Origin of the sequence: Streptomyces sp. NBC_00690 (assembly GCF_036226685.1) — a bacterium.
Lineage (GTDB): Bacteria > Actinomycetota > Actinomycetes > Streptomycetales > Streptomycetaceae > Streptomyces.
In genome coordinates this window covers 6,449,071-6,468,645 of the sequence record NZ_CP109009.1, presented here as the reverse complement: position 1 = coordinate 6,468,645, position 19,575 = coordinate 6,449,071, and the positions used below count along the sequence as shown (strand labels likewise).

13 protein-coding genes and 1 riboswitch are annotated in these 19,575 nt (G+C 70.0%); of the genes, 5 read left to right on the top strand and 8 right to left on the bottom strand.

What is annotated here, in order from left to right:
* Positions 1–40: 40 nt before the first annotated feature.
* Positions 41–2,977 (bottom strand): bifunctional acetate--CoA ligase family protein/GNAT family N-acetyltransferase, encoded by a 2,937-nt coding sequence (locus OID54_RS28350; protein ID WP_329024024.1) that lies wholly within the window; start codon positions 2,975–2,977, stop codon positions 41–43.
* Between the two features lie 367 nt (positions 2,978–3,344).
* On the opposite strand from OID54_RS28350, the gene OID54_RS28345 reads away from it, so the two are divergent.
* On the top strand, positions 3,345–3,626 hold the full coding sequence (locus OID54_RS28345; protein WP_329024023.1) for an HPr family phosphocarrier protein: 282 nt from the start codon (positions 3,345–3,347) through the stop codon (positions 3,624–3,626).
* A 294-nt stretch (positions 3,627–3,920) separates the two neighbouring features.
* Here OID54_RS28345 and OID54_RS28340 read toward each other — a convergent pair whose 3' ends face one another.
* The 3 genes from OID54_RS28340 to OID54_RS28330 all read right to left on the bottom strand — a co-directional run bounded on the left by OID54_RS28340 (position 3,921) and on the right by OID54_RS28330 (position 7,981).
* Positions 3,921–4,811, bottom strand: a complete 891-nt coding sequence (locus tag OID54_RS28340) for a M23 family metallopeptidase (protein ID WP_329024021.1) — start codon at positions 4,809–4,811, stop codon at positions 3,921–3,923.
* Between the two features lie 12 nt (positions 4,812–4,823).
* A riboswitch (cyclic di-AMP (ydaO/yuaA leader) is annotated at positions 4,824–4,986 on the bottom strand.
* A gap of 248 nt (positions 4,987–5,234) precedes the next feature.
* Positions 5,235–6,602, bottom strand: coding sequence for a M16 family metallopeptidase (locus OID54_RS28335; protein ID WP_329027839.1), 1,368 nt, complete (start codon positions 6,600–6,602; stop codon positions 5,235–5,237).
* Between the two features lie 26 nt (positions 6,603–6,628).
* Entirely contained in the window at positions 6,629–7,981 is a 1,353-nt protein-coding gene (locus tag OID54_RS28330; protein ID WP_329027837.1) for a M16 family metallopeptidase, read from the bottom strand.
* A 176-nt stretch (positions 7,982–8,157) separates the two neighbouring features.
* Between OID54_RS28330 and OID54_RS28325 the strand changes: the two genes are divergently transcribed.
* Positions 8,158–10,608 carry a DNA gyrase/topoisomerase IV subunit A gene (locus OID54_RS28325; protein ID WP_329024020.1) on the top strand — a complete coding sequence of 817 codons (2,451 nt, stop codon included), beginning with the start codon at positions 8,158–8,160 and terminating at the stop codon, positions 10,606–10,608.
* 319 nt (positions 10,609–10,927) lie between these two features.
* Here the strand turns inward: OID54_RS28325 and OID54_RS28320 are convergent, their stop codons facing one another.
* The gene (locus tag OID54_RS28320) at positions 10,928–12,121 is read right to left on the bottom strand and encodes a CobW family GTP-binding protein (RefSeq protein WP_329024018.1); all 1,194 of its coding nucleotides are present in this window, start codon (positions 12,119–12,121) and stop codon (positions 10,928–10,930) included.
* Between the two features lie 10 nt (positions 12,122–12,131).
* Complete coding sequence (locus OID54_RS28315; RefSeq protein ID WP_329024016.1) at positions 12,132–13,313, bottom strand: citrate synthase/methylcitrate synthase; 1,182 nt, start codon at positions 13,311–13,313, stop codon at positions 12,132–12,134.
* A gap of 80 nt (positions 13,314–13,393) precedes the next feature.
* Between OID54_RS28315 and OID54_RS28310 the strand changes: the two genes are divergently transcribed.
* The 3 genes from OID54_RS28310 to OID54_RS28300 all read left to right on the top strand — a co-directional run bounded on the left by OID54_RS28310 (position 13,394) and on the right by OID54_RS28300 (position 17,217).
* On the top strand, positions 13,394–14,626 hold the full coding sequence (locus tag OID54_RS28310; RefSeq protein ID WP_329024013.1) for a citrate synthase: 1,233 nt from the start codon (positions 13,394–13,396) through the stop codon (positions 14,624–14,626).
* 177 nt (positions 14,627–14,803) lie between these two features.
* The gene (locus OID54_RS28305) at positions 14,804–16,471 is read left to right on the top strand and encodes a sensor histidine kinase (RefSeq protein WP_329024012.1); all 1,668 of its coding nucleotides are present in this window, start codon (positions 14,804–14,806) and stop codon (positions 16,469–16,471) included.
* Positions 16,468–17,217, top strand: a complete 750-nt coding sequence (locus OID54_RS28300; RefSeq protein ID WP_329024010.1) for a response regulator — start codon at positions 16,468–16,470, stop codon at positions 17,215–17,217. Before OID54_RS28305 ends, OID54_RS28300 begins: the two co-directional genes overlap by 4 nt.
* Before the next feature lie 126 nt (positions 17,218–17,343).
* Here the strand turns inward: OID54_RS28300 and OID54_RS28295 are convergent, their stop codons facing one another.
* The gene (locus OID54_RS28295) at positions 17,344–18,936 is read right to left on the bottom strand and encodes a solute symporter family protein (RefSeq protein ID WP_329024008.1); all 1,593 of its coding nucleotides are present in this window, start codon (positions 18,934–18,936) and stop codon (positions 17,344–17,346) included.
* The gene (locus tag OID54_RS28290) at positions 18,933–19,574 is read right to left on the bottom strand and encodes a DUF485 domain-containing protein (protein ID WP_329024007.1); all 642 of its coding nucleotides are present in this window, start codon (positions 19,572–19,574) and stop codon (positions 18,933–18,935) included. The genes OID54_RS28295 and OID54_RS28290 overlap by 4 nt, the downstream gene beginning before the upstream one ends.
* Between the last annotated feature and the right edge of the window lies 1 nt (position 19,575).

Genomic DNA, 19,575 nt, shown 5'->3' with positions numbered 1-19,575 from the left:
CATCCTACGGGGCCAGTGGGGGGTCAAGCGTTCAGTCCGCTCAGTAGCTCGGGAGTCGACGTGGGCCCAGGTCAGTGAAGGCGGCGGGCGGTGCGAGTCGCACGGATGCACCGAGCACGGAGAGGCCATGCTGAGCCACAACGACGGGTTCAAGACTGATTCCGACTACTTCCGGGTGATCGTCGACCAAACGTGATACGCGCAACAGCAGCTGTTCCAGGGCCGCGGTGTCCACCGGCGCCGAGCCGCGCCAACCGAAGAGGAGCGGAGCAGTCCGGATTGCTCTGATCAGCTCGGCGGCATCGCGGTCGGTGACGGGGACCAATCGGTGCGAGGTGTCGCCGAGCAGCTCGGAAGCAGCACCGGCGAGCCCGAACGAGAGCACGGCGCCCACGGCGGGATCGATGACCGCACGAACGACCGTGTCCACGCCCCGGGGGGCCATCGCCTGGACGACGGGTTGCAGCTCGACGGGCTTTCCGAGCAGGGCGGTGAGCTCCCCGTACGCCTGCCGCAGCTGGGTCTCGTTCGCGAGGTCGAGACGCACACCACCGAGATCGGGGCGATGCCGCAGATGGGGGGCGGTGGTCTTCAGCGCCACCGGATACCCCAGCTCCTCGGCCGCGGCGACTGCTTCGTCGGGGCCGGGTGCGGCCAGCGCGCTCCGCACCTCGATCCCGTAGCGCGCGAGCAGCCGGTGGGCCTCGGCGGCCGGGAGCGTGGCCGCCTGGGCGTCCTCCACATCCCCGAGCAGGTCGTGGATCTGCGCGGCGGCACCGCTCTCGTCGATGTCGTCGTACGCCGGGACCTTCCCCGGCTCGGCCGCGTCCCGTCGCCAGCGGGCGTAGGAAACGGCTTGGGACAGGGCCCGGACGGCACGCTCGGCGGCCGGATAGGTGGGGATGCGGCGCCCGGGCTCGGGCGCGCCCGAGCCTTCGACCACGGTCTCGTGCTTCGTGGGGACCGGGGCACCCGTGGCAGGGACCTGTCCACCCGGGTGGGCCGTGCCAGCGGTCGGCGTGGAGCGCTCATCACTGGTCCCGGGCTGGTGGACGGTTTCCGGAGCACCGACCGTCCCACCGGACGCGCTCCGACGGCCGGTGGCGCGCGGCTGGAGCGCGGCCAGTGCCGAGGAGAGACCGCCGAGTTCCACATGGACCACGGCCACCGGCTTCGCTGGGGCGGAAGCCGCCGCCTCACTCAGGGCCGCGGCCAGGACCTCGGCGTCGCCTGCCCGAAGATCGCCGTCGTCCCCCACCCAGGGGATCGCCGTCACCACGACCGCGTCGCAGCCGTCGTCCGCGAGGGCCCGGGTGAGCGCCGCCCCGAAGTCGGCCGGGGTGGCGTCGGTGGTCAGGTCGAGCGGTGGCAGGGGGCGCAGTCCTTCGGTCAGGCAGGCGTCGTAGGTCAGCAGTCCAAGGGATTCCGAGTTGCCCAGGATCGCGATCCTGGGACCTGCGGGCAGCGGTTGGCCGGCCAGGAGAAGGCCGGCGTCGACGAGTTCGGTGACGGTGTCGACGCGGAGCACGCCCGCCTGGCGCAGCAGCGCGCCGACGGCCGCGTCGGGAATGCGGGTGACGGGGACGGCGTGACCGGGCGGCTCGCTGCCGCTGTGGCGAGCCCCCTTGACGACCACGACGGGTTTGACCGCCGCGGTGCGCCGGGCAAGCCGGGTGAACTTGCGCGGGTTGCCGATCGATTCGAGGTACAGCAGGACGACATCGGTCTCGGGGTCCTCGTACCAGTACTGGAGGAAGTCGTTCCCGGACACGTCCGCACGGTTGCCGGAGGAGATGAAGGTGGAGAGGCCGGCGCCGCGGCGGTGGAGCCCCGACAGCAGGGCCATGCCGATCGCGCCGGACTGGGTGAACAGACCGATGCGGCCCGGCGCCGGAGAGTGGGGCGCGAGCGAGGCGTTGAGACGGACGGCTTCTGCGGTGCTGATGATGCCGAAGGAGTTGGGCCCGATGATCCGCATGCCGTAGGAGCGGGCCTGTCGTACGAGATCGCGTTGGCGATCCCGTCCCTCCGGCCCGCTCTCGGCATATCCCGCGGAGACCACGATCAGCCCGCGCACCCCGTTCTCGCCGCAGTCGGCGACCACGTCCGGTACGTGTTCGGCGGGCACCGCGACGACGGCCAGATCGACGCCCTCGGTGGTCTCGGCGGCGATCTCCGCGACGGATCGGAAGGCCGGAACACCGTCGACGTCGCGCTGGTCGGGAGGGAAGGAACGGTTCACGGCATAGGTACGGCCGGTGTATCCGGAGCCGATGAGATTGCGCAGGACCGCCCGGCCCACCCCGCCGATCGACCGTCCGGTGCCGATCACGACGACCGAACCGGGTGCGAGCAGCCGCTGGACGGAGCGTGCCTCAGCCCGTTGTTCACGCGCCCGCTGCACGGCCAGGGACTCGGCGGTCGGTTCGAGGTCGAGGGTCAGATGGACGGACCCGTCCTCGAAGCTGCGCTTCTGGGTGTAGCCCGCATCCCGGAACACCTTGATCATCTTGGCGTTGGCGGGAAGCACCTCCGCCGCGAAACGGCGTACCCCCCGCTCCCGGGCCACCGCCGCGATGTGCTCCAGCAGGGCGGAGGCCACACCTCGACCCTGGTGGGCGTCCTGGACCAGGAACGCGACCTCCGCCTCATCCGCGGGAGCGCTGGCGGGCCGGCCCCGGGAGTCGATGCGGTCGTAGCGGACGGTGGCGATGAACTCGCCGCCGACGGTGACGGCGAGCCCCACCCGGTCCACGTAGTCGTGGTGGGTGAACCGGTGGACGTCCTTGGCGGAGAGCCGGGGGTAGGGCGCGAAGAAACGGTAGTACTTGGACTCGTCCGAGACCTGTTCGTAGAAGCTGACCAAACGGTCCGCGTCCTCGGTGGTGATGGGTCTGATGCGCGCTGTGGCGCCATCACGCAGCACCACATCCGCTTCCCAGTGATCGGGGTACGCGTGCTCGGGCGTGGTCTGCATGCCGAAAGCCTAAAGCGCGCCGACCGATCGTGAGGGCTACCCGGCACAGTCCGCGGGGGCGGACCGTCGGGGGTGCGCGACCGGGAGGCATCCGGCCCGGGGCGGGCGATGCCCCACCTGCGAAGAGCCGAAGGGCGGTGGCGGCGCGCACGTCGGGGCCCGGTCGTGGATTCGCCCAGCGAGGGGAGGCTCCCCGCAGTTGTGGAAGATCAACATTCAGGAGGCGCTGAGCAGTGCGAATGAACGGGATTTATCCCGCCCTGTGCCGCTGACCTGGGGGCACGCGCCACAGGTCGGGATGCCGGCTCCCGGAGGGACCAGCGTGAGAGACTGGTCTAGACAACCGTTGAATTCGAAGGGCAACACCATGGCTGAGCGCCGCGTCAACGTCGGCTGGGCCGAGGGCCTTCACGCCCGTCCCGCCTCCATCTTCGTCCGTGCCGCCACGGCCTCCGGCGTCCCCGTGACGATCGCCAAGGTCGATGACACCCCGGTCAATGCCGCCTCCATGCTCGCCGTCCTCGGGCTGGGCGCGCAGGGCGGCGAGGAGATCGTCCTCGCTTCCGACGCACCCGGCGCTGACGAAGCGCTCGACCGACTGGCGAAGCTGGTGGCCGAGGGCCTGGACGAGCTTCCCGAGACGGTCTGACCCGGCACTCGTCCGAACCCCCGGCGCTCGCGGGTCAGGCACCCCACCGGACCGACGCACTCCGCGGACGACCCTCCGCGGTACCGACCCCTTGGCGACACCGGCCCTCAGGGTCGGACGCAACAAAGCCGCGGCATCCCCGGATCGGGGAGGCCGCGGCTTTCTGTGCTTGTGGATGCCTTGAGACATCAGATCCAGCCGAGGGCTCAGGGCCCCGTGGGATTCCGTCGGTAGGCGCTGGCGCCTACCTCGCCCGCACTGACGACCGCTCGCCGGCCGCCAGCGCGGCCCGGTTCAGATCTTCACACCGTGGGCGCGCAGATACGCGAGCGGATTGACGTCCGACCCGTAGTCCGCGCTCGTCCGGGCCTCGAAGTGCAGATGCGCCCCCGTGGAATTGCCGGTGGAGCCGGCGCGGCCGAGTTGGTCACCCGGCATCACGCTCCGACCGACGGAGACACTCAGCGACGACAAGTGCCCGTACTGCGTGTACGAACCGTCGTTCATCTTGAGGACGACGTTGTAGCCGTACGCCCCGCCCCAGCCCGCTTCGACGACCGTGCCCGCGCCCACCGCCACCACCGGGGTCCCCGTGGAGGCGTGGAAGTCGATGCCGGAGTGGCTGCCGGATGACCACTGCGAGCCACCCGCACGGTAGTCCGTGGTGACGTGGGATCCGGCGATCGGCAGCCGGTAGGCGTTCAAGCGCTGGCGCTCGGCCTCACGGGCCGCACGCTCCTTGGCCTCGCGTATCTCGTTGGCGCGGGCCTCGGCCTTGCGCCGGGCCTCCGCAGCCGCCTCCATCCGGGCCAGTGCCTCGCGCTTTTGGATGACGGCCTGGTCGGCGACCTCGTCCGACAAGGACTGCGCGGACAGCATCTGGGCCGTCAGGGTGTGCTGGGTACGCGCCGTCTGAACGATGGTCGAGCCGGTCACGGCCGCATCCATCGTCACCGGGGTGGCACCCGCGGTGGTGCCTTCAGCGCTCTCGGTGCTATCGGGGCTATCGGGGGTGGCGACCGAGCCGGCATCGGCGGCAAAGCTGTCATCGGTGGCCAGGGCCGGACCTGCCAGGGTCCCGACGACTCCGGTGGTGGCGAGGGCCGCGGCGGAGGCGAATCCCGCACTCGTACGCGTCTTGCGGCCCGGGGCACGGTGTCTCCCGGTGGAACGGGCGAGCGCCATGTAGAGGCTGGTCCTTTCCTTCCTTCTCGCCTACCGGGTTAGCTGACGGGTTCGGAGCAGGAAGGTCTCCTACGAGTCCCTCCGCACGGTGGCGAAGGCACCCGATTCACCCCAAGGGACCTGGGTCCCCGGCTCCCCAGACTCGCGTCTGACGGGGACTCGGCGATGACTGTCCGTGCCGCGGATGCGGCGTACTGCCCGCGAACAGCCGCACTGACGCTAAGCGGACGGACCGCCAGGCGCCAAACAGACCGGCATTTTTGTTGCCCACGCCACAGTCGAGACGGTGGCCTTCCCCGTAAAACGGACAGGTTTCCTTCCTGTTCGGGTCGCTCGCACTCCCGGGACACGGCGGGGCCCCGGCGCCAGCTGGCTACCGGGGCCCTGCAGCAGACGGCAGGCCGTCCGACCGGAAGCGGTCAATCAGCCCGCCACCACGGTCACTTCTCCGATGCCGAGAGCCCGCACCGGCTCCTCGATCTGCGCGGCATCGCCCACCAGGACCGTGACCAGCCGGTCCTGGGGGAAGGCGTTGACCACGGCGGCGGTCGCCTCCACGGTGCCCGTCTGGGCGAGCCGCAGATACAACTGGGCCTGGTAGTCATCCGCGAGGTGCTGCTCCACCTGGTCGGCGAGCGTGCTCGCCACGGAAGCCGCGGTCTCGTACTTCAGCGGAGCCACCCCGACCAGGTTCTGGACGGCGACATCGCGCTCGGCGTCCGTCAGGCCCTCGGCAGCGAGGGTGCGCAGCACCTTCCACAGATCGTCGAGCGCCGGCCCGGTGTTGGGCGTGTCCACCGAGCCGCTGATGCCCAGCAGGGACGCACCCGTCCCGTCGGCGGTCGACCGCAGGACCTGCCCGAAGGCCCTGACGCCGTACGTGTAGCCCTTCTCCTCCCGCAGCACCCGGTCCAGGCGCGAGGTGAGGGTGCCGCCCAGGCAGTACGTACCGAGGACCTGCGCCGGCCACACCCGGTCGTGCCGGTCCGCGCCGACCCGGCCGATCAGCAGTTGCGTCTGCACGGCACCGGGCCGGTCCACGATGACGACCCGGCCGCGGTCATCGCCGGTGATCGCGGGGACGGGACGGGGCGCGCCGCTGTCGCCCGACCAGTCGCCGAGGGTTTCGGCGAGCACGGCGTCGACATCGACGTCGGTGAGGTCACCGACGACCACCGCGGTGGCGGTGGCGGGTCGCACGTGCGCATCGAAGAAGGCGCGCACGGCCGCGGAGTCGATCCGGGAGACCGTCTCCTCGGTGCCGAGCCGAGGACGCGAGATGCGCAGCGTGGCCGGGAAGAGCTGCTTGTACAGCTCCTTGGCCGCCCGTCGGCCCGGGTTGGCCGACTCGTGCGGGATCTCGTCCAGGCGGTTGCGTACCAGCCGCTCGATCTCGCTGTCGGCGAACGCAGGCGCGCGCAGGGCCTCCGCGAGCAGCCCCAGCGCCTTCAGCAACCGGGACACGGGCACTTCCAGGGAAACCCGGACCCCGGCGTGGTCCGCGTGGGCGTCCAGCGTGGCGCCGCAGCGCTCCAACTCGGCCGCGAACTCCTCGGCCGAACGCTTGTCGGTGCCCTCCGACAGGGCGCGCGCCATGATGGTGGCCACGCCGTCCAGGCCCTCGGGCTCGGCGTCCAGCGGTGCGACGAGGGAGATCTCCACGGCCACGACCTGCTGGCCGGGGCGGTGGCAGCGAAGCACGGTCAGACCGTTGGGCAGGGTCCCCCGGTCGGGAGCGGGGAAGGCCCAGGGCCTGGCCTCGCCCGGCTGGGGCTGCGGGTGGAACTCCATGGTGGTCAGCGCCTGCGCTGCATCGGTCACTGGTCCGCCCCCTCTTCTGCGTCGTTCTGCTCGTCCGCGGCGTCCTGCTCCGCGGACACCGGTTCGTACACCAGCACCGCCCTGTTGTCCGGGCGCAGTCGGGCCTTGGCGATCGCCTGCACCTCGTCAGCGGTGACGCTCAGGACGCGGTCCACGGCCGTCAGCGCCAGCTGGGGGTCGCCGAAGAGCACCGCGTACCGGCACAGTTCATCGGCACGGCCGGCGACGGTGGAGAGGCGGTCCAGCCATTCGCGCTCCAGCTGGGCCTGAGCACGCTCCATCTCCTCGGGGGTGGGGCCCTCCTCGCCGAAGCGGGCGAGCTCCTCATCGACGGCGGACTCGATCTGCGGGACCTCCACTCCACCGGAGGTCTTGACGTCCAGCCAGCCCAGGGACGGGGCTCCGGCCAGGCGCAGCAGTCCGAAGCCTGCGGCCACCGCCGTCTGGTCACGGCGCACCAGACGGTTGTGGAGCCTGGAGGACTCTCCGCCGCCGAGGATGGTGAGCGCGATGTCCACGGCGTCGCACTCGCGGGTGCCGTCGTGGGGCAGCCGGTAGGCGGCCATCAGCGCGCGGGCGGGCACTTCCTCCTCGATGACCTCGCGCAGCTGCCTGCCGATGTTCTCCGGCAGGGAACCGTCGCGCGGGGGCTGCTTGCCGTCGTGGGAGGTGATGGAACCGAAGTACTTCTCGATCCAGGCGAGGGTCTGCTCGGGGTCGATGTCCCCGACGACCGACAGGACCGCGTTGTTCGGCGCGTAGTACGTGCGGAAGAAGGCGCGGGCGTCCTCCAGGGTCGCCGCGTCCAGATCGGCCATGGAGCCGATGGGGGTGTGGTGGTACGGGTGGCCCTCCGGGTACGCGAGGGCGGTCAGCCGTTCGAAGGCGGTGCCGTAGGGGACGTTGTCGTAGCGCTGGCGGCGCTCGTTCTTCACGACGTCCCGCTGGTTCTCCATCGATTCGTCGTCGAGCGCGGCCAGCAGCGAGCCCATGCGGTCGGCCTCCAGCCAGAGCGCGAGCTCAAGCTGATGGGTGGGCATGGTCTCGAAGTAGTTGGTGCGCTCGAAGCTCGTGGTGCCGTTCAGCGAACCGCCGGCACCCTGCACCAGTTCGAAGTGACCGTTGCCGTGGACCTGCTTCGACCCCTGGAACATCAGGTGCTCGAAGAGGTGGGCGAGGCCCGTGCGGCCCTTGACCTCGTGGCGCGAGCCGACGTCGTACCAGAGGCAGACCGCGGCGACCGGGGTCAGGTGGTCCTCGGAGAGCACCACCCGCAGGCCGTTGGCCAATCGGTGCTCCGTCGCTGTCAGGCCGCCGGAACCGGCCTGCGCTGTGGCCGTATGACCCATGGGCATGTACGTCCCTTCGATCGCGATGCTGTTGGTTGTCTTCGCAGCACTGCCACTGTATGCAAGCAGGCTGACACCTGGCGAAGTTCCCGGGTCGCGGTCGGCGTTGTCAGTGGGACGGTCCACAATGGTCGGCATCAGTTCCCGATCCGGTACGTGAAGGAGCAGCAGCCGCGATGGCCCGCCGCAGCACGAAAACCCCGCCGCCCGACGATTTCGAGGAGAAGATCCTCGACATCGACGTCGTCGACGAGATGCAGGGCTCCTTCCTTGAGTACGCCTATTCGGTGATCTACTCCCGTGCCCTGCCCGACGCCCGTGACGGCATGAAGCCGGTCCAGCGTCGGATCGTCTACCAGATGAACGAGATGGGGCTGCGCCCCGAGCGCGGCTATGTGAAGTGCGCCCGGGTCGTGGGCGAGGTGATGGGCAAGCTGCATCCGCACGGGGACGCGTCGATCTATGACGCCCTGGTGCGGATGGCACAGCCGTTCTCGATGCGGGTCCCCCTGGTCGACGGCCACGGGAACTTCGGCTCGCTGGGCAATGACGACCCGCCCGCCGCCATGCGGTACACCGAATGCCGAATGGCCGACGCCACCTCGTTGATGACGGAGTCCATCGACGAGGACACCGTCGACTTCTCCCCGAACTACGACGGGCAGGAGCGCGAACCCGTCGCGCTCCCCGCCGCGTACCCCAACCTCCTGGTCAACGGCGCGTCCGGGATCGCGGTGGGCATGGCGACGAACATGCCGCCGCACAATCTGGGCGAGGTGATCGCCGCCGCCCGTCATCTCATCCGCTATCCGGGCGCCGACCTGGCCACGTTGATGCGCTTCGTCCCCGGCCCCGACCTGCCCACGGGCGGCCGAGTCGTGGGGCTGTCCGGCATCAAGGACGCGTACGCGACCGGTCGGGGCACCTTCAAGATCCGCGCCACGGCCACCGTCGAGGACGTCACTCCGCGCCGCAAGGGCCTGGTGATCACGGAGCTGCCCTTCACTGTCGGTCCGGAGAAGGTGATCTCCAAGATCAAGGACCTGGTGGGGGCGAAGAAGCTCCAGGGCATCGCGGACGTCAAGGACCTCACCGACCGCGCCCACGGGCTGCGTCTGGTCATCGAGATCAAGAACGGCTTCATCCCGGAGGCCGTGTTGGAGCAGCTCTACAAGCTGACGCCGATGGAGGAGTCCTTCGGCATCAACAATGTGGCGCTGGTCGACGGCCAGCCGCTGACGCTGGGGCTGAAGGAGCTGCTGGAGGTCTATCTCGACCACCGGTTCACCGTGGTGCGCAGGCGCAGCGAGTTCCGGCGCACCAAGCGTCGCAACCGGCTGCACCTGGTCGAGGGCCTGTTGGTGGCCCTGCTCGACATCGACGAGGTCATCCGGCTGATCCGCTCCAGCGACAACTCGGCCCAGGCCAAGGAGCGGCTGATCGAGCACTTCTCCCTGTCCGAGATCCAGACGCAGTACATCCTGGACACCCCGCTGCGTCGGCTCACCCGGTTCGACCGGATCGAGCTGGAGAGCGAGCGGGACCGGCTGACCTCGGAGATCGAGGCGTTGACCCGCATCCTGGATTCGGACGCCGAACTGCGCAAGCTGGTCTCCGGAGAACTGGCGTCCGTGGCGAAGAAGTTCGGCACCGATCGACGGACGGTCCTGCTGGAGTCGGCGTCCACCCCGGTCGCCGCTGCGGCACTGGAGGTCGCGGACGACCCCTGCCGAGTGCTCCTCTCGTCCACGGGACTGCTCGCACGGACGGCGACCGGCGAACCCCTGCCGGACGGCGGCACCAGGCGCGCCAAGCACGACGTGATCGTTTCCGGGGTTCTGTCGACCGCCCGCAGCGATGTGGGCGCGGTCACCTCCAGTGGCCGGCTGCTGCGCCTGTCGGTGATCGACCTACCGCAGCTGCCGCAGACCGCGAGTGCGCCAAACCTCTCCGGTGGTGCTCCACTGGCGGAGTTCTTGTCGCTGGAGGCGGACGAGACGGTCATCTGTCTGACCACCCTGGAGGAGTCGTCGCCCGGGCTCGCGCTCGGCACTCTTCAGGGCGTGGTCAAGCGCGTCGTCCCGGACTATCCGACGAACAAGGACGAACTGGAGGTCATCTCCCTCAGGGACGGTGACCGCATCGTCGGGGGTATCGAGTTGCGGACCGGCGAGGAGGATCTGGTCTTCATCAGCTCCGACGCCCAACTCCTGCGCTTCCCCGCCGCGCAGGTGAGGCCCCAGGGTCGGGCGGCGGGCGGCATGGCCGGCATCAAATTGACGGCGGACGCCCAGGTGATCTCGTTCACCGCGGTTGACCCGGCGGTGGACGCGGTGGTGTTCACGGCTGCCGGCTCCACCGGGGCTTTGGACGACTCGTTCACCACGGCGAAGCTGACACCGTTCGACCAGTACCCGCGCAAGGGTCGGGCGACCGGCGGTGTGCGCTGCCAACGGTTCCTCAAGGGCGAGGATGTGCTGCTCCTCGCGTGGGCGGGGGCGACTCCGGTCCGTGCGGCGCTGAAGACCGGCACGCCGACCGACCTTCCCGAGCCAGATCCGCGCCGCGATGGCTCGGGGACCCCGTTCGACGTGGCGGTGGCGGTGCTGGCCGGTCCACCGAGCTGAGGACGTGCCGAAAGGTCTCGTCGGCCCGCCTCGGGTCGGGCCGACGAGACCCTTCGGTGCTCGGTACTCGGTACTCGGCAGGGGCTCTATCGCCTTGGGTGTGGTCCCGCTGACGAGGTACCCCAGGCCCGTGGAACCCCGTAGTGGGGGCTGTGGGGCTGGGGCGGGCGCTCGCGTCGGTGGCTCAGGTCGGGGACGCCCGCTGCAAGGTTCGCGAGGGCCGGATCACCGCGGGAGCCCGGCCCACCAGGCCCGTACCCATCTCTGACCACGCACGGGCCCACGCGATCGAACGAGCCCTTGACGGCAGAGCGGCGGCCTACGCCTCCTCGCCTGGACCGGTCCAGGCGTACGACTCGATCGTCTCCCGGCTCCGGGCCACGGCGTCCGGCGCCGAATCGCGGTCAGAGCCGTCAGCGTCATGGGCGTCGTCGGATTCCTCTGACGGCTCCTGCACATAGCGCAGCACACCCCACATGCTGCGCTCGTCGGACGCTTCGTCCTGGTCGTGGACGCGCGTGGCGTCCAACTCCCCCAGCAGGGTCGGCCCGTCGACGCCGGCGCCGATGAGGACCAGTTGACTCAGCCGCTCGGCACCGCGCGGCCAGGGTTCGGGATAGAACCGCAGGAACCGCCCGACCGCGTGCACGGCGTAGCGGTTGCGGGGGTCGGCCGCCCCGAAGTCGATGAACCCCTTGATCCGGTAGAGCCCCTCGGGCCGGGTGTCGAGGAAGTCCAGCAGTCGACGCGGATGCAGGGGCGCGCTGGAGGTGAAGGCGACGCTCTCGTACGAGGTGTGGAGGTGGTGTTCATGGCCGCAGCCGGACCGGCCCTCGCAGACGTCGTCCGTCAGAAGGTCGTCCGTCAGAAGGTCATCGAAGGCGAGTTGGCCGACCCGTTCCGTACTGGGCCTGCGATCGAAGAACAGCTCCGGGTCAACCCGTCCGTAGCGGGATTCGACCAGGGTCCCCGGGGCCTTGAGTTCCTTCCGCAGCCGGTCGAGCGCGTCCCGGTCGACCCGGTCGGTCTTGTTGAGCACCACCAGGTCGGCGAGGGCGAGGTGGCGGTCGATCTCGGGGTGGCGTTCGCGGGTGGTCTCGTACTCGGCGGCGTCGACCACTTCCACGAGCCCGCCGTAGACCATCCGTTCGTTCTCGCTGGCGAGCAGCATCCGGACCAGTTCGGAGGGTTCGGCGAGCCCGCTGGCCTCGATGACGATCACATCGAGGCGGGCAGCGGGCCGGGTGAGCTTGTCGAGGAAGACATCGAGTTCGCTGGCGTCCACGGCGCAGCACAGACAGCCGTTGCCGAGCGAGACCGTGGAGTCGCCGAGTTGACCGGCGACCGTCATGGCGTCGATCTCGATCGACCCGAAGTCGTTGACGATCGCTCCGATGCGGGTGCCTCGGCTCGCCCGCAACAGATGGTTGAGCAAGGTGGTCTTCCCCGATCCGAGGAAGCCCGCGAGGACGATGACGGGGATCTGTCGGCTCGGATCTGGAAGCGAACTCACCTGGGGCCTCTCACAGGACGGGCACGGGCTGGGGCGGGGGCGGACCCGCATAGCGGGCCGCCGGGCGGATGATCTTGGAGTCGGCCGCCTGCTCCAGGATATTGGCGCTCCAGCCGATCACTCGGGCCGCACAGAACGTCGGGGTGAACATCGACCGCGGCAGTCCGCACAGCTCCATCACGACGCCCGCGTAGAACTCGACGTTCGTGTGCAGTTCGCGTCCCGGTTTGAGCTCGGCCAGGAGCTGTTCCACCTCCGCCTCCATCTGTACGGCGAAGTCGACCAGCGGTCCGCCGAAGCCCTCCGCGATGGTGCGCAGCATCTGCGAGCGAGGGTCTTGAGTGCGGTAGACGGGGTGCCCGAAGCCCATGATCCGATCACCCGCGATGACCCGTTCCCGCACCCAGGGGCGGATGCGGTCGGGGGTGCCGATGGCGTCCAGAGCATCCAGTGCACGGCTCGGGGCGCCACCGTGCAGCGGTCCGGAGAGCGCACCGATCGCGCCGGTCAGACAGGCGACGACGTCCGCCCCGGTGGAGGCGATGACCCGACCGGTGAAGGTGGAGGCGTTGAAACCGTGGTCGATGGTGGAGATGAGGTACTGCTCGATCGCCCGTGCGCGGCCGGGGTCCGGCTCGGTGCCGGTGAGCATGTAGAGGTAGTTGGCGGCGTACGGCAGATCGGTGCGCGGTTCGACGGGGGCGAGCCCCTGACCCAGCCGGTACAGGGCGGTGAGCAGGGTGGGTACGACAGCGCAGGCGGCGAGTGCATCATTGCGGCGCCCTTCGTCGTCCAGGTCGTACACCGGGCTCAGCCCGGCGAGCGCGCCGAACATCGACAGGGCGGTGCGCAGTCCGGCGAGGGGCCCGGAAGGGGAGGTAGCCCGGGAGATGGCGGGCAGTACGGAGCGCATCTCCGCGGGGAGGGCCCGCAGCGCGGCGGTGCGGGCGAGGAAGTCGGCCTGTTCGGCGGCATCGGGCAGCCGTCCGTGCACCATCAGGTGCCAGACGTCCTCGAAGCTGCGGTTGGCGGCCAGTTCCACGGCGTTGTACTGGCGGTAGTGGTAGAAGCCCTCCCGGCCGCGGACGTCCCCGATCCCGGTGTCGGTGACGATGACGCCCGCGAGTCCGCGCGGTACGGCGGGGGCTGAGATCGCTTCGGCAGTGGTGTGCATGGTCTCCTCCTCAGACATGATTCGACTGTCCATGCTTGACGCAATCATTGTCAATATTGATTGAATCAATATGCCTATGGAGTGGGTACGGTGTCCTTATGACCGACCACTCGGCCGACGCGCCCCGGCTGACCACCCGCGAAACCGCCGACCGGCTCGGGGTGAAACCCGCGACGGTGTACGCCTATGCGAGCCGGGGGCAGCTGACCAGCCGCCGCGATCCGGAGGGACGCGGCAGCACCTTCGACGCCCGCGAGGTCGAGGCGCTCGCCCGCAAGGGCCGACGGGAACCGGCCGCGGGTGGCGACACCCCCCGCATCCGTACCCGCATCACACTGATCGACGGCGACCGCTACTACTTCCGCGGGGTGGACGCCACCGAACTGGCCGGGCGCCACCACTACGAGCAGATCGCGGAGTGGCTATGGACCGGGACCCTGCACACCGAGGTCCGTTTCACCGCGCCCCCCGAAGCCCTGGCAGCGGCTCGACGCTCGATCGAGGCGCTGCCCGAGAGCAGCGGTTCGGCGGACCGGCTGCGCGTCGCGGCCATCGCCGCCGGGGTGACCGACCCCCTGCGCTTCGATCTGGGGCGGGACGCGGTGCTGGGCGTCGCCCGGATGCTGATCCCCACCCTGGTCGACGCCCTGCCGCCGTGCGGTGAGCCGCCTCACCCCGATGCCCCGATCGCCGAGCGGCTCTGGAGCCGGCTGACCGCGAATCGCCCGGACACCGCATCCCTGCGGGCCCTGGATCTGGCGCTCTCGCTGCTCATCGACCACGATCTGGCCGCCTCCACCCTGGCCGTACGGGTCGCGGCGTCCGCGCGGGCCCATCCGTACGCCGTGGTGTCAGCAGGGCTCGGGACCCTGGACGGGCCGCTGCACGGGGCGGCCAGCGGGCTCGCCCACCGGATGCTGGCCGAAGTACTGGAGCGGGGCAGCGCGGCGGCGGTCGTGGCGGACCATCTGCGGGCGGGCCGACCGGTACCGGGATTGGGGCACCGTCTCTACTCGGGTCCCGACCCCCGCGCAGAAGCCCTCTTCGCCGCCCTGGAGCGGATGCCGACGGCGGGAGCGGCCCTGGGGGCAGCCCGTGCGGTGGAGGCGGCGACCGCCCGCCAGACACAGCTGTGCGGCAATGTGGACCTGGCGCTGGCCACCCTGTCATTGGCCTCCCGGATGCGGCCTGAAGCGGGCGAGACCGTGTTCGCCGTGGCCAGGACCGCCGGCTGGATCGCCCATGCGCTGGAGGAGTACGGGGAGCCGGGGCTGCGGTTGCGCACCAGCGGCCAGTACGACGGTCCGCAACCGCCCAGGGCCGTGCCCTAGGCGGTCCGGGCGGCGGGCGTCCGCCTCGACCTGAGCCGTCGTGGGGACCATGCTCGCGCCATCAACCGGAGAGCCAAGATCCGCATCATGTCGCCCCTGTATTCATGACCTCGCAGAGCGTCGACTGTGAGATGCATGATTTCGGAAAGGGCCGCTTGCCCCTTACCGTTCCTATCCATGAGCCCCGAACCGACCGCCCCGGCCAGACGACGGCGGTTCGGCTGGCCGCAGCGGGTCTTCTCCCAAGTCCTACTGATGCAGCTGGCCATCGCCGCCGGGGTCACCGTACTGGCCACCGGCTTCTTCCTGGCCCCGCTCAGTGCCCAACTGGACGATCAGGCGATGCGCCGCGCCCTGGCGATCGCGCAGACCACCGCGTCGCCGGAGATCGCCGACAAGCTGATGAACAGCCGCCCCACGCCACAGGGGCCGGTCCAGGCGGATGCCGAACGCATCAGGCAGGCCACGGACGCCGAGTACATCGTGATCATGGACACGGGTGGGGTCCGCTGGTCGCACACCTCGCTCAAGGAGATCGGCCGGGTCGTCTCCACCGACCCGAGCGTGCCCCTGGCCGGCGAAGAGATCATGGAGATCGACAGCGGCACCCTAGGCCGCTCGGCCAGAGGAAAGGTTCCGCTTCGGGACGGGACCGGTCGGATCGTCGGCGCGGTCTCGGTCGGCATCGAATACGACAGCGTCCGGGACCGACTGTTCTCCGCCATTCCTGGGCTGCTGCTCTACGCGGGTGGCGCACTTGCCGCGGGCTCTCTCGCCGCATACCTGATCTCCCGCAGGCTTCAGCGTCAAACCCATGACCTGGCCTTCTCCGATATCTCGGCACTGCTGGCCGAGCGAGAAGCCATGCTGCACGGAATACGCGAAGGGGTGGTCGCACTCGACGCCCATGGCCGGATACGGCTGATGAACGACGAGGCACAGCGACTGCTGGGCATCGGCCCGGACGCCAAGGGGCTCCCCCTCGACCAGGTGCTCGGCGAGGGCCGTACCACCGATGTCCTGGCCGGACGGGTCACCGGCGTCGATCTGGTGACCGTGCGCGGCCACCGGGTCCTCATAGCCAACCGGATGCCCACCGATGACGGAGGTGCGGTGGCCACCCTGCGCGATCGCACCGAACTGGAACAGCTGGGGCGGGAGCTGGACTCGACCCGCGGTCTGATCGACGCGCTCCGGGCCCAGGACCACGAGCACGCCAACCGCATGCACACCGTGCTCGGCCTGCTGGAACTGGAGATGCACCACGAGGCGGTCGAGTTCATCACCGAGGTGGTGGGCGTCCACCGGGCCACCGCCGAGCAGGTCACGGAGAAGATCCACGATCCGCTCCTCGCCTCGCTGCTGGTCGGCAAGGCGACGGTGGCCGCCGAGCGCGGTGTCTCCCTGCGCGTATCGCCGGAATCGCTGTTGCCTGACCGGCTGGTCGACCCCCGTGGACTGGTCACGGTGGTCGGCAACCTCGTGGACAACGCCATGGACGCGGCGGCCGGCTGCGAAGACGCCCATATCGAAGTGGAACTGCATGTCGAGGGCCGCACCGTGGTCCTCAGAGTGACGGACACCGGTCCCGGGGTCCCCGAGGCACAACGCGAGTTGATCTTCACGGAGGGCTGGACCACCAAGAAGCTCCCCGCCCACGGCAAGCGCGGCCTCGGGTTGGCGCTGGTGCGCAGGGCGGCGGAGCGTCAGGGCGGTAGCGCCCAGGTACACGAAGCGCCGGGCGGCGGAGCGGAGTTCACCGTCGTCCTCCCGGAAGCCCTGAGCGAACTCTCCGGGCCCGAGATGGTCGAGCCCGAGCCCGTCGCCTCCGGGGAGGCGCGATGAGGGACGGATACGCGACGGGAGCGGGGCGCGGCTGCACGGGCCCTGGAGACGGCCGCCCCCATCGCCCCATTGATGTCCTGGTCGTGGACGACGATGTACGGGTGGCGGAGATCAATGCCGCCTACGCCGCGAAGGTGCCCGGCTTCCATGTCTCCGCGAAGGCGCATTCCGCCGCGGATGCGCTGGCGAGGATGAACGATTCATCGGTGGACCTCATCCTCATGGACCACTACCTCCCGGACGGCAATGGCCTCGCCGTCGTGCGCGAACTGCGCCGCCTCGGCCATCAGACCGATGTGATCATGGTGACGGCGGCCCGCGATGTGGCCACCGTGCAGGCGGCCATGCGGCACGGCGCACTCCAGTACCTGGTGAAGCCGTTCAACTTCGCCGGGCTGCGGACCAAGCTGGAGGCGTACGCCGGCCTACGACGAACCCTGAGCCGCGGCGGGGAGGCGGAACAAGCCGAAGTCGACCGCATCTTCGGGGCCCTGTCGGCCAGTTCCCTCACCCCCGACCTCCCCAAGGGCCACTCGCCGACGACGGCTGCCACCGTTCGTCAGGTCCTCCTGGCGGCCGAGGATCCGTTGTCCGCCCAGGAGATCGCCGACCGTACGGGACTGAGCAGGCAGACCGCCCAGCGCTACCTGAAGCTGCTGGAGCGCACCAATCGGGTCCGGCTGAGCCTGCGGTACGGCGACACAGGACGGCCCGAGCACCTCTACCGCTGGGCCCCGAGTACCTGAAGAAACCTTGCACCGGGACAACCTTCGCGCCTGAACGGCCCCTTCCGCCGAACTGCCGGAACGGTACGCCTACGCCACGCCCACGCCGAGACGGACTGTGGGCCACCGGACGGCGAGGTGAGGCCCTCATACGGAACCCGCCCCCGTCAGGGCCCGCACCTCCGTCTCGGCGTAAGCATCCGCGTCGCCCGGCTCGACGGACAGTCGGGTACCGAGCCAACCGCTCATGAATCCAAGCGGCACGGAGACCAGTGCGGGGTTCTGGAGCGGGAAGAGATGGAAGTCCCACCCAGGCACGAGCGACTCCGCACTCCCCGACACCACCGGGGAGAACACCACGAGCAGGACCGCCGACCCCAAGCCCCCGTACACCGCCCACACGGCACCGCGTGTGGTGAAGTCCCGCCAGAACAGGGAGTAGACGAGGGCCGGGAGGTTGGCGGACGCCGCAACCGCGAACGCCAACCCGACCAGGAACGCCACGTTCAGATCGCGGGCAAGCAGTCCGAGCACGATGGCGACCGCCCCGACACCGACCGCGGCGACGCGTGCGACGGCGACCTCGCTGCGCGGTCGGGATCCCGGACGCTGCACAGAGCGATGGAGATCGTGCGCGATCGACGCCGAACAGGCCAGGGTGATCCCCGCAACCACGGCCAGAACGGTCGCGAAGGCGATCGAGACCACCACCGCGAACAGCACGGTTCCCGAGGTGGAGCCGGCGCCGCCCCCGAGGTCGAGCGCCAGCAGGGGAACGGCCGTGTTGCCCGCCGCGTGCGCCGCGCGCACCCGGTCGCTGCCGACCACCGCGGCGGCACCGAACCCGAGCACGATCGTCATCACAGAGAAGCTGCCGACGAGACCGATGGCCCACACGGTCGAGCGCCGCGCCGCCCGCGCCGTCGGCACGGTGGAGAATCGAGACAGAATGTGCGGCAGACCCGCCGTGCCCAGGACCAGCGCCAGTGCGAGGCTGATGAAATCCAGCCGCGCGGTCCAGTTCCCGCCGTAGTGGAGTCCGGGCGCGAGAAAGGCACGGCCGTGACCGCTGTGCTCCGCGGCCGAGTTGAGCAGGGCGTTGACGTCCCCGTGGAACCGAATGAGTACGAGGACAGTCAGCGCGAGCGTCCCCGCCAGCAGCAGGGCGGCCTTCACGATCTGGATCCAGGTGGTGGCCCGCATCCCGCCGAATGACACGTGAATCACCATCAGCGCACCGACCGCGACCATCGCCCAGCAGCGCGTTTGACCGCTCGTACCGCCGAGGAGCAGCGCCACCAGACTGCCCGCACCCACCATCTGCGCCACCAGGTACAGGAGCGAGACGACGAGGGATGACGTACCCACTGCGCGGCGCACCGGGCGCTCCCGCAACCGGGACGCGATCACGTCGGCCAGGGTGAAACGGCCGCAGTTGCGGACGAGTTCGGCGGTGAAGAACAGCACTACGAGCCAGGCGACGAGAAAGCCGATCGAGTACAGCATCCCGTCGTAGCCGAAGAGTGCGATCGCTCCGGAGATCCCCAGGAAGGAGGCGGCCGACAGATAGTCCCCCGCGATGGCGAATCCATTCTCCATCGCGGAGAACTGCCGCCCGCCCGCGTAGAACTCCTCCGGTGACCCCTGTTTGCCGCGGCCGACCCGGCTGGTGATGCACAAGGTGGCCGCGATGAACGCACCGAACAGCAACAGCGCAAGGACCTGGTGATCGCCGCTCATCGGCCGGCCCCCGATCCCATCCGGTGCGATCCGTCGTGCACGGCGGCTGCCGACCGGTGTGCGCCGGCCCGCTCGTACACCGTCCACCGCAACTCCAGTGCCGCACGGTCCCGGTAGCGCCGCGCATGACCGGCGTAGGCCCAGGTGAGCAGGAAGGTGGTGAGGAACTGCGCCAGGCCGGCGAGCAGGGCCACGTTCAGCGCGCCGATCACCGGTCGGGCCATCAGCCCCGGTGCGGTGACGACGGCCACCACATAGCCGAAGTACCAGAGCAGAAAGGCGACGGCGGCCGGTCCGACGAACCGGCGATAGCGGCGGCGCACCTGTTGGAAGGCGGCCCCGCGCTGCACCTCCCGGTAGACGTCCACGGTGCTCGGGGAGTCGACGAGCCGCGCCGATCCGGGCGGTACGGAAGCCTGGACGAGTGGCTGGTTCCAGCCGAAGAGACCCCCCGGATACGGTGGTTCCCCCTCGCCCCGAAACGAGATGCCGGGCCCCGTTTCGATGCTCGGTACCGGGCCCTCATCGGCCCGTGAATCGTGCCTGGCCAGGCGATCGATCCGGCCGGAGGCGGCTGCGCCGTCCCACGCCCCCTCGGGCCGCACCGACGCTGCCCACTGTCCTGCCTGCTTCTCCACC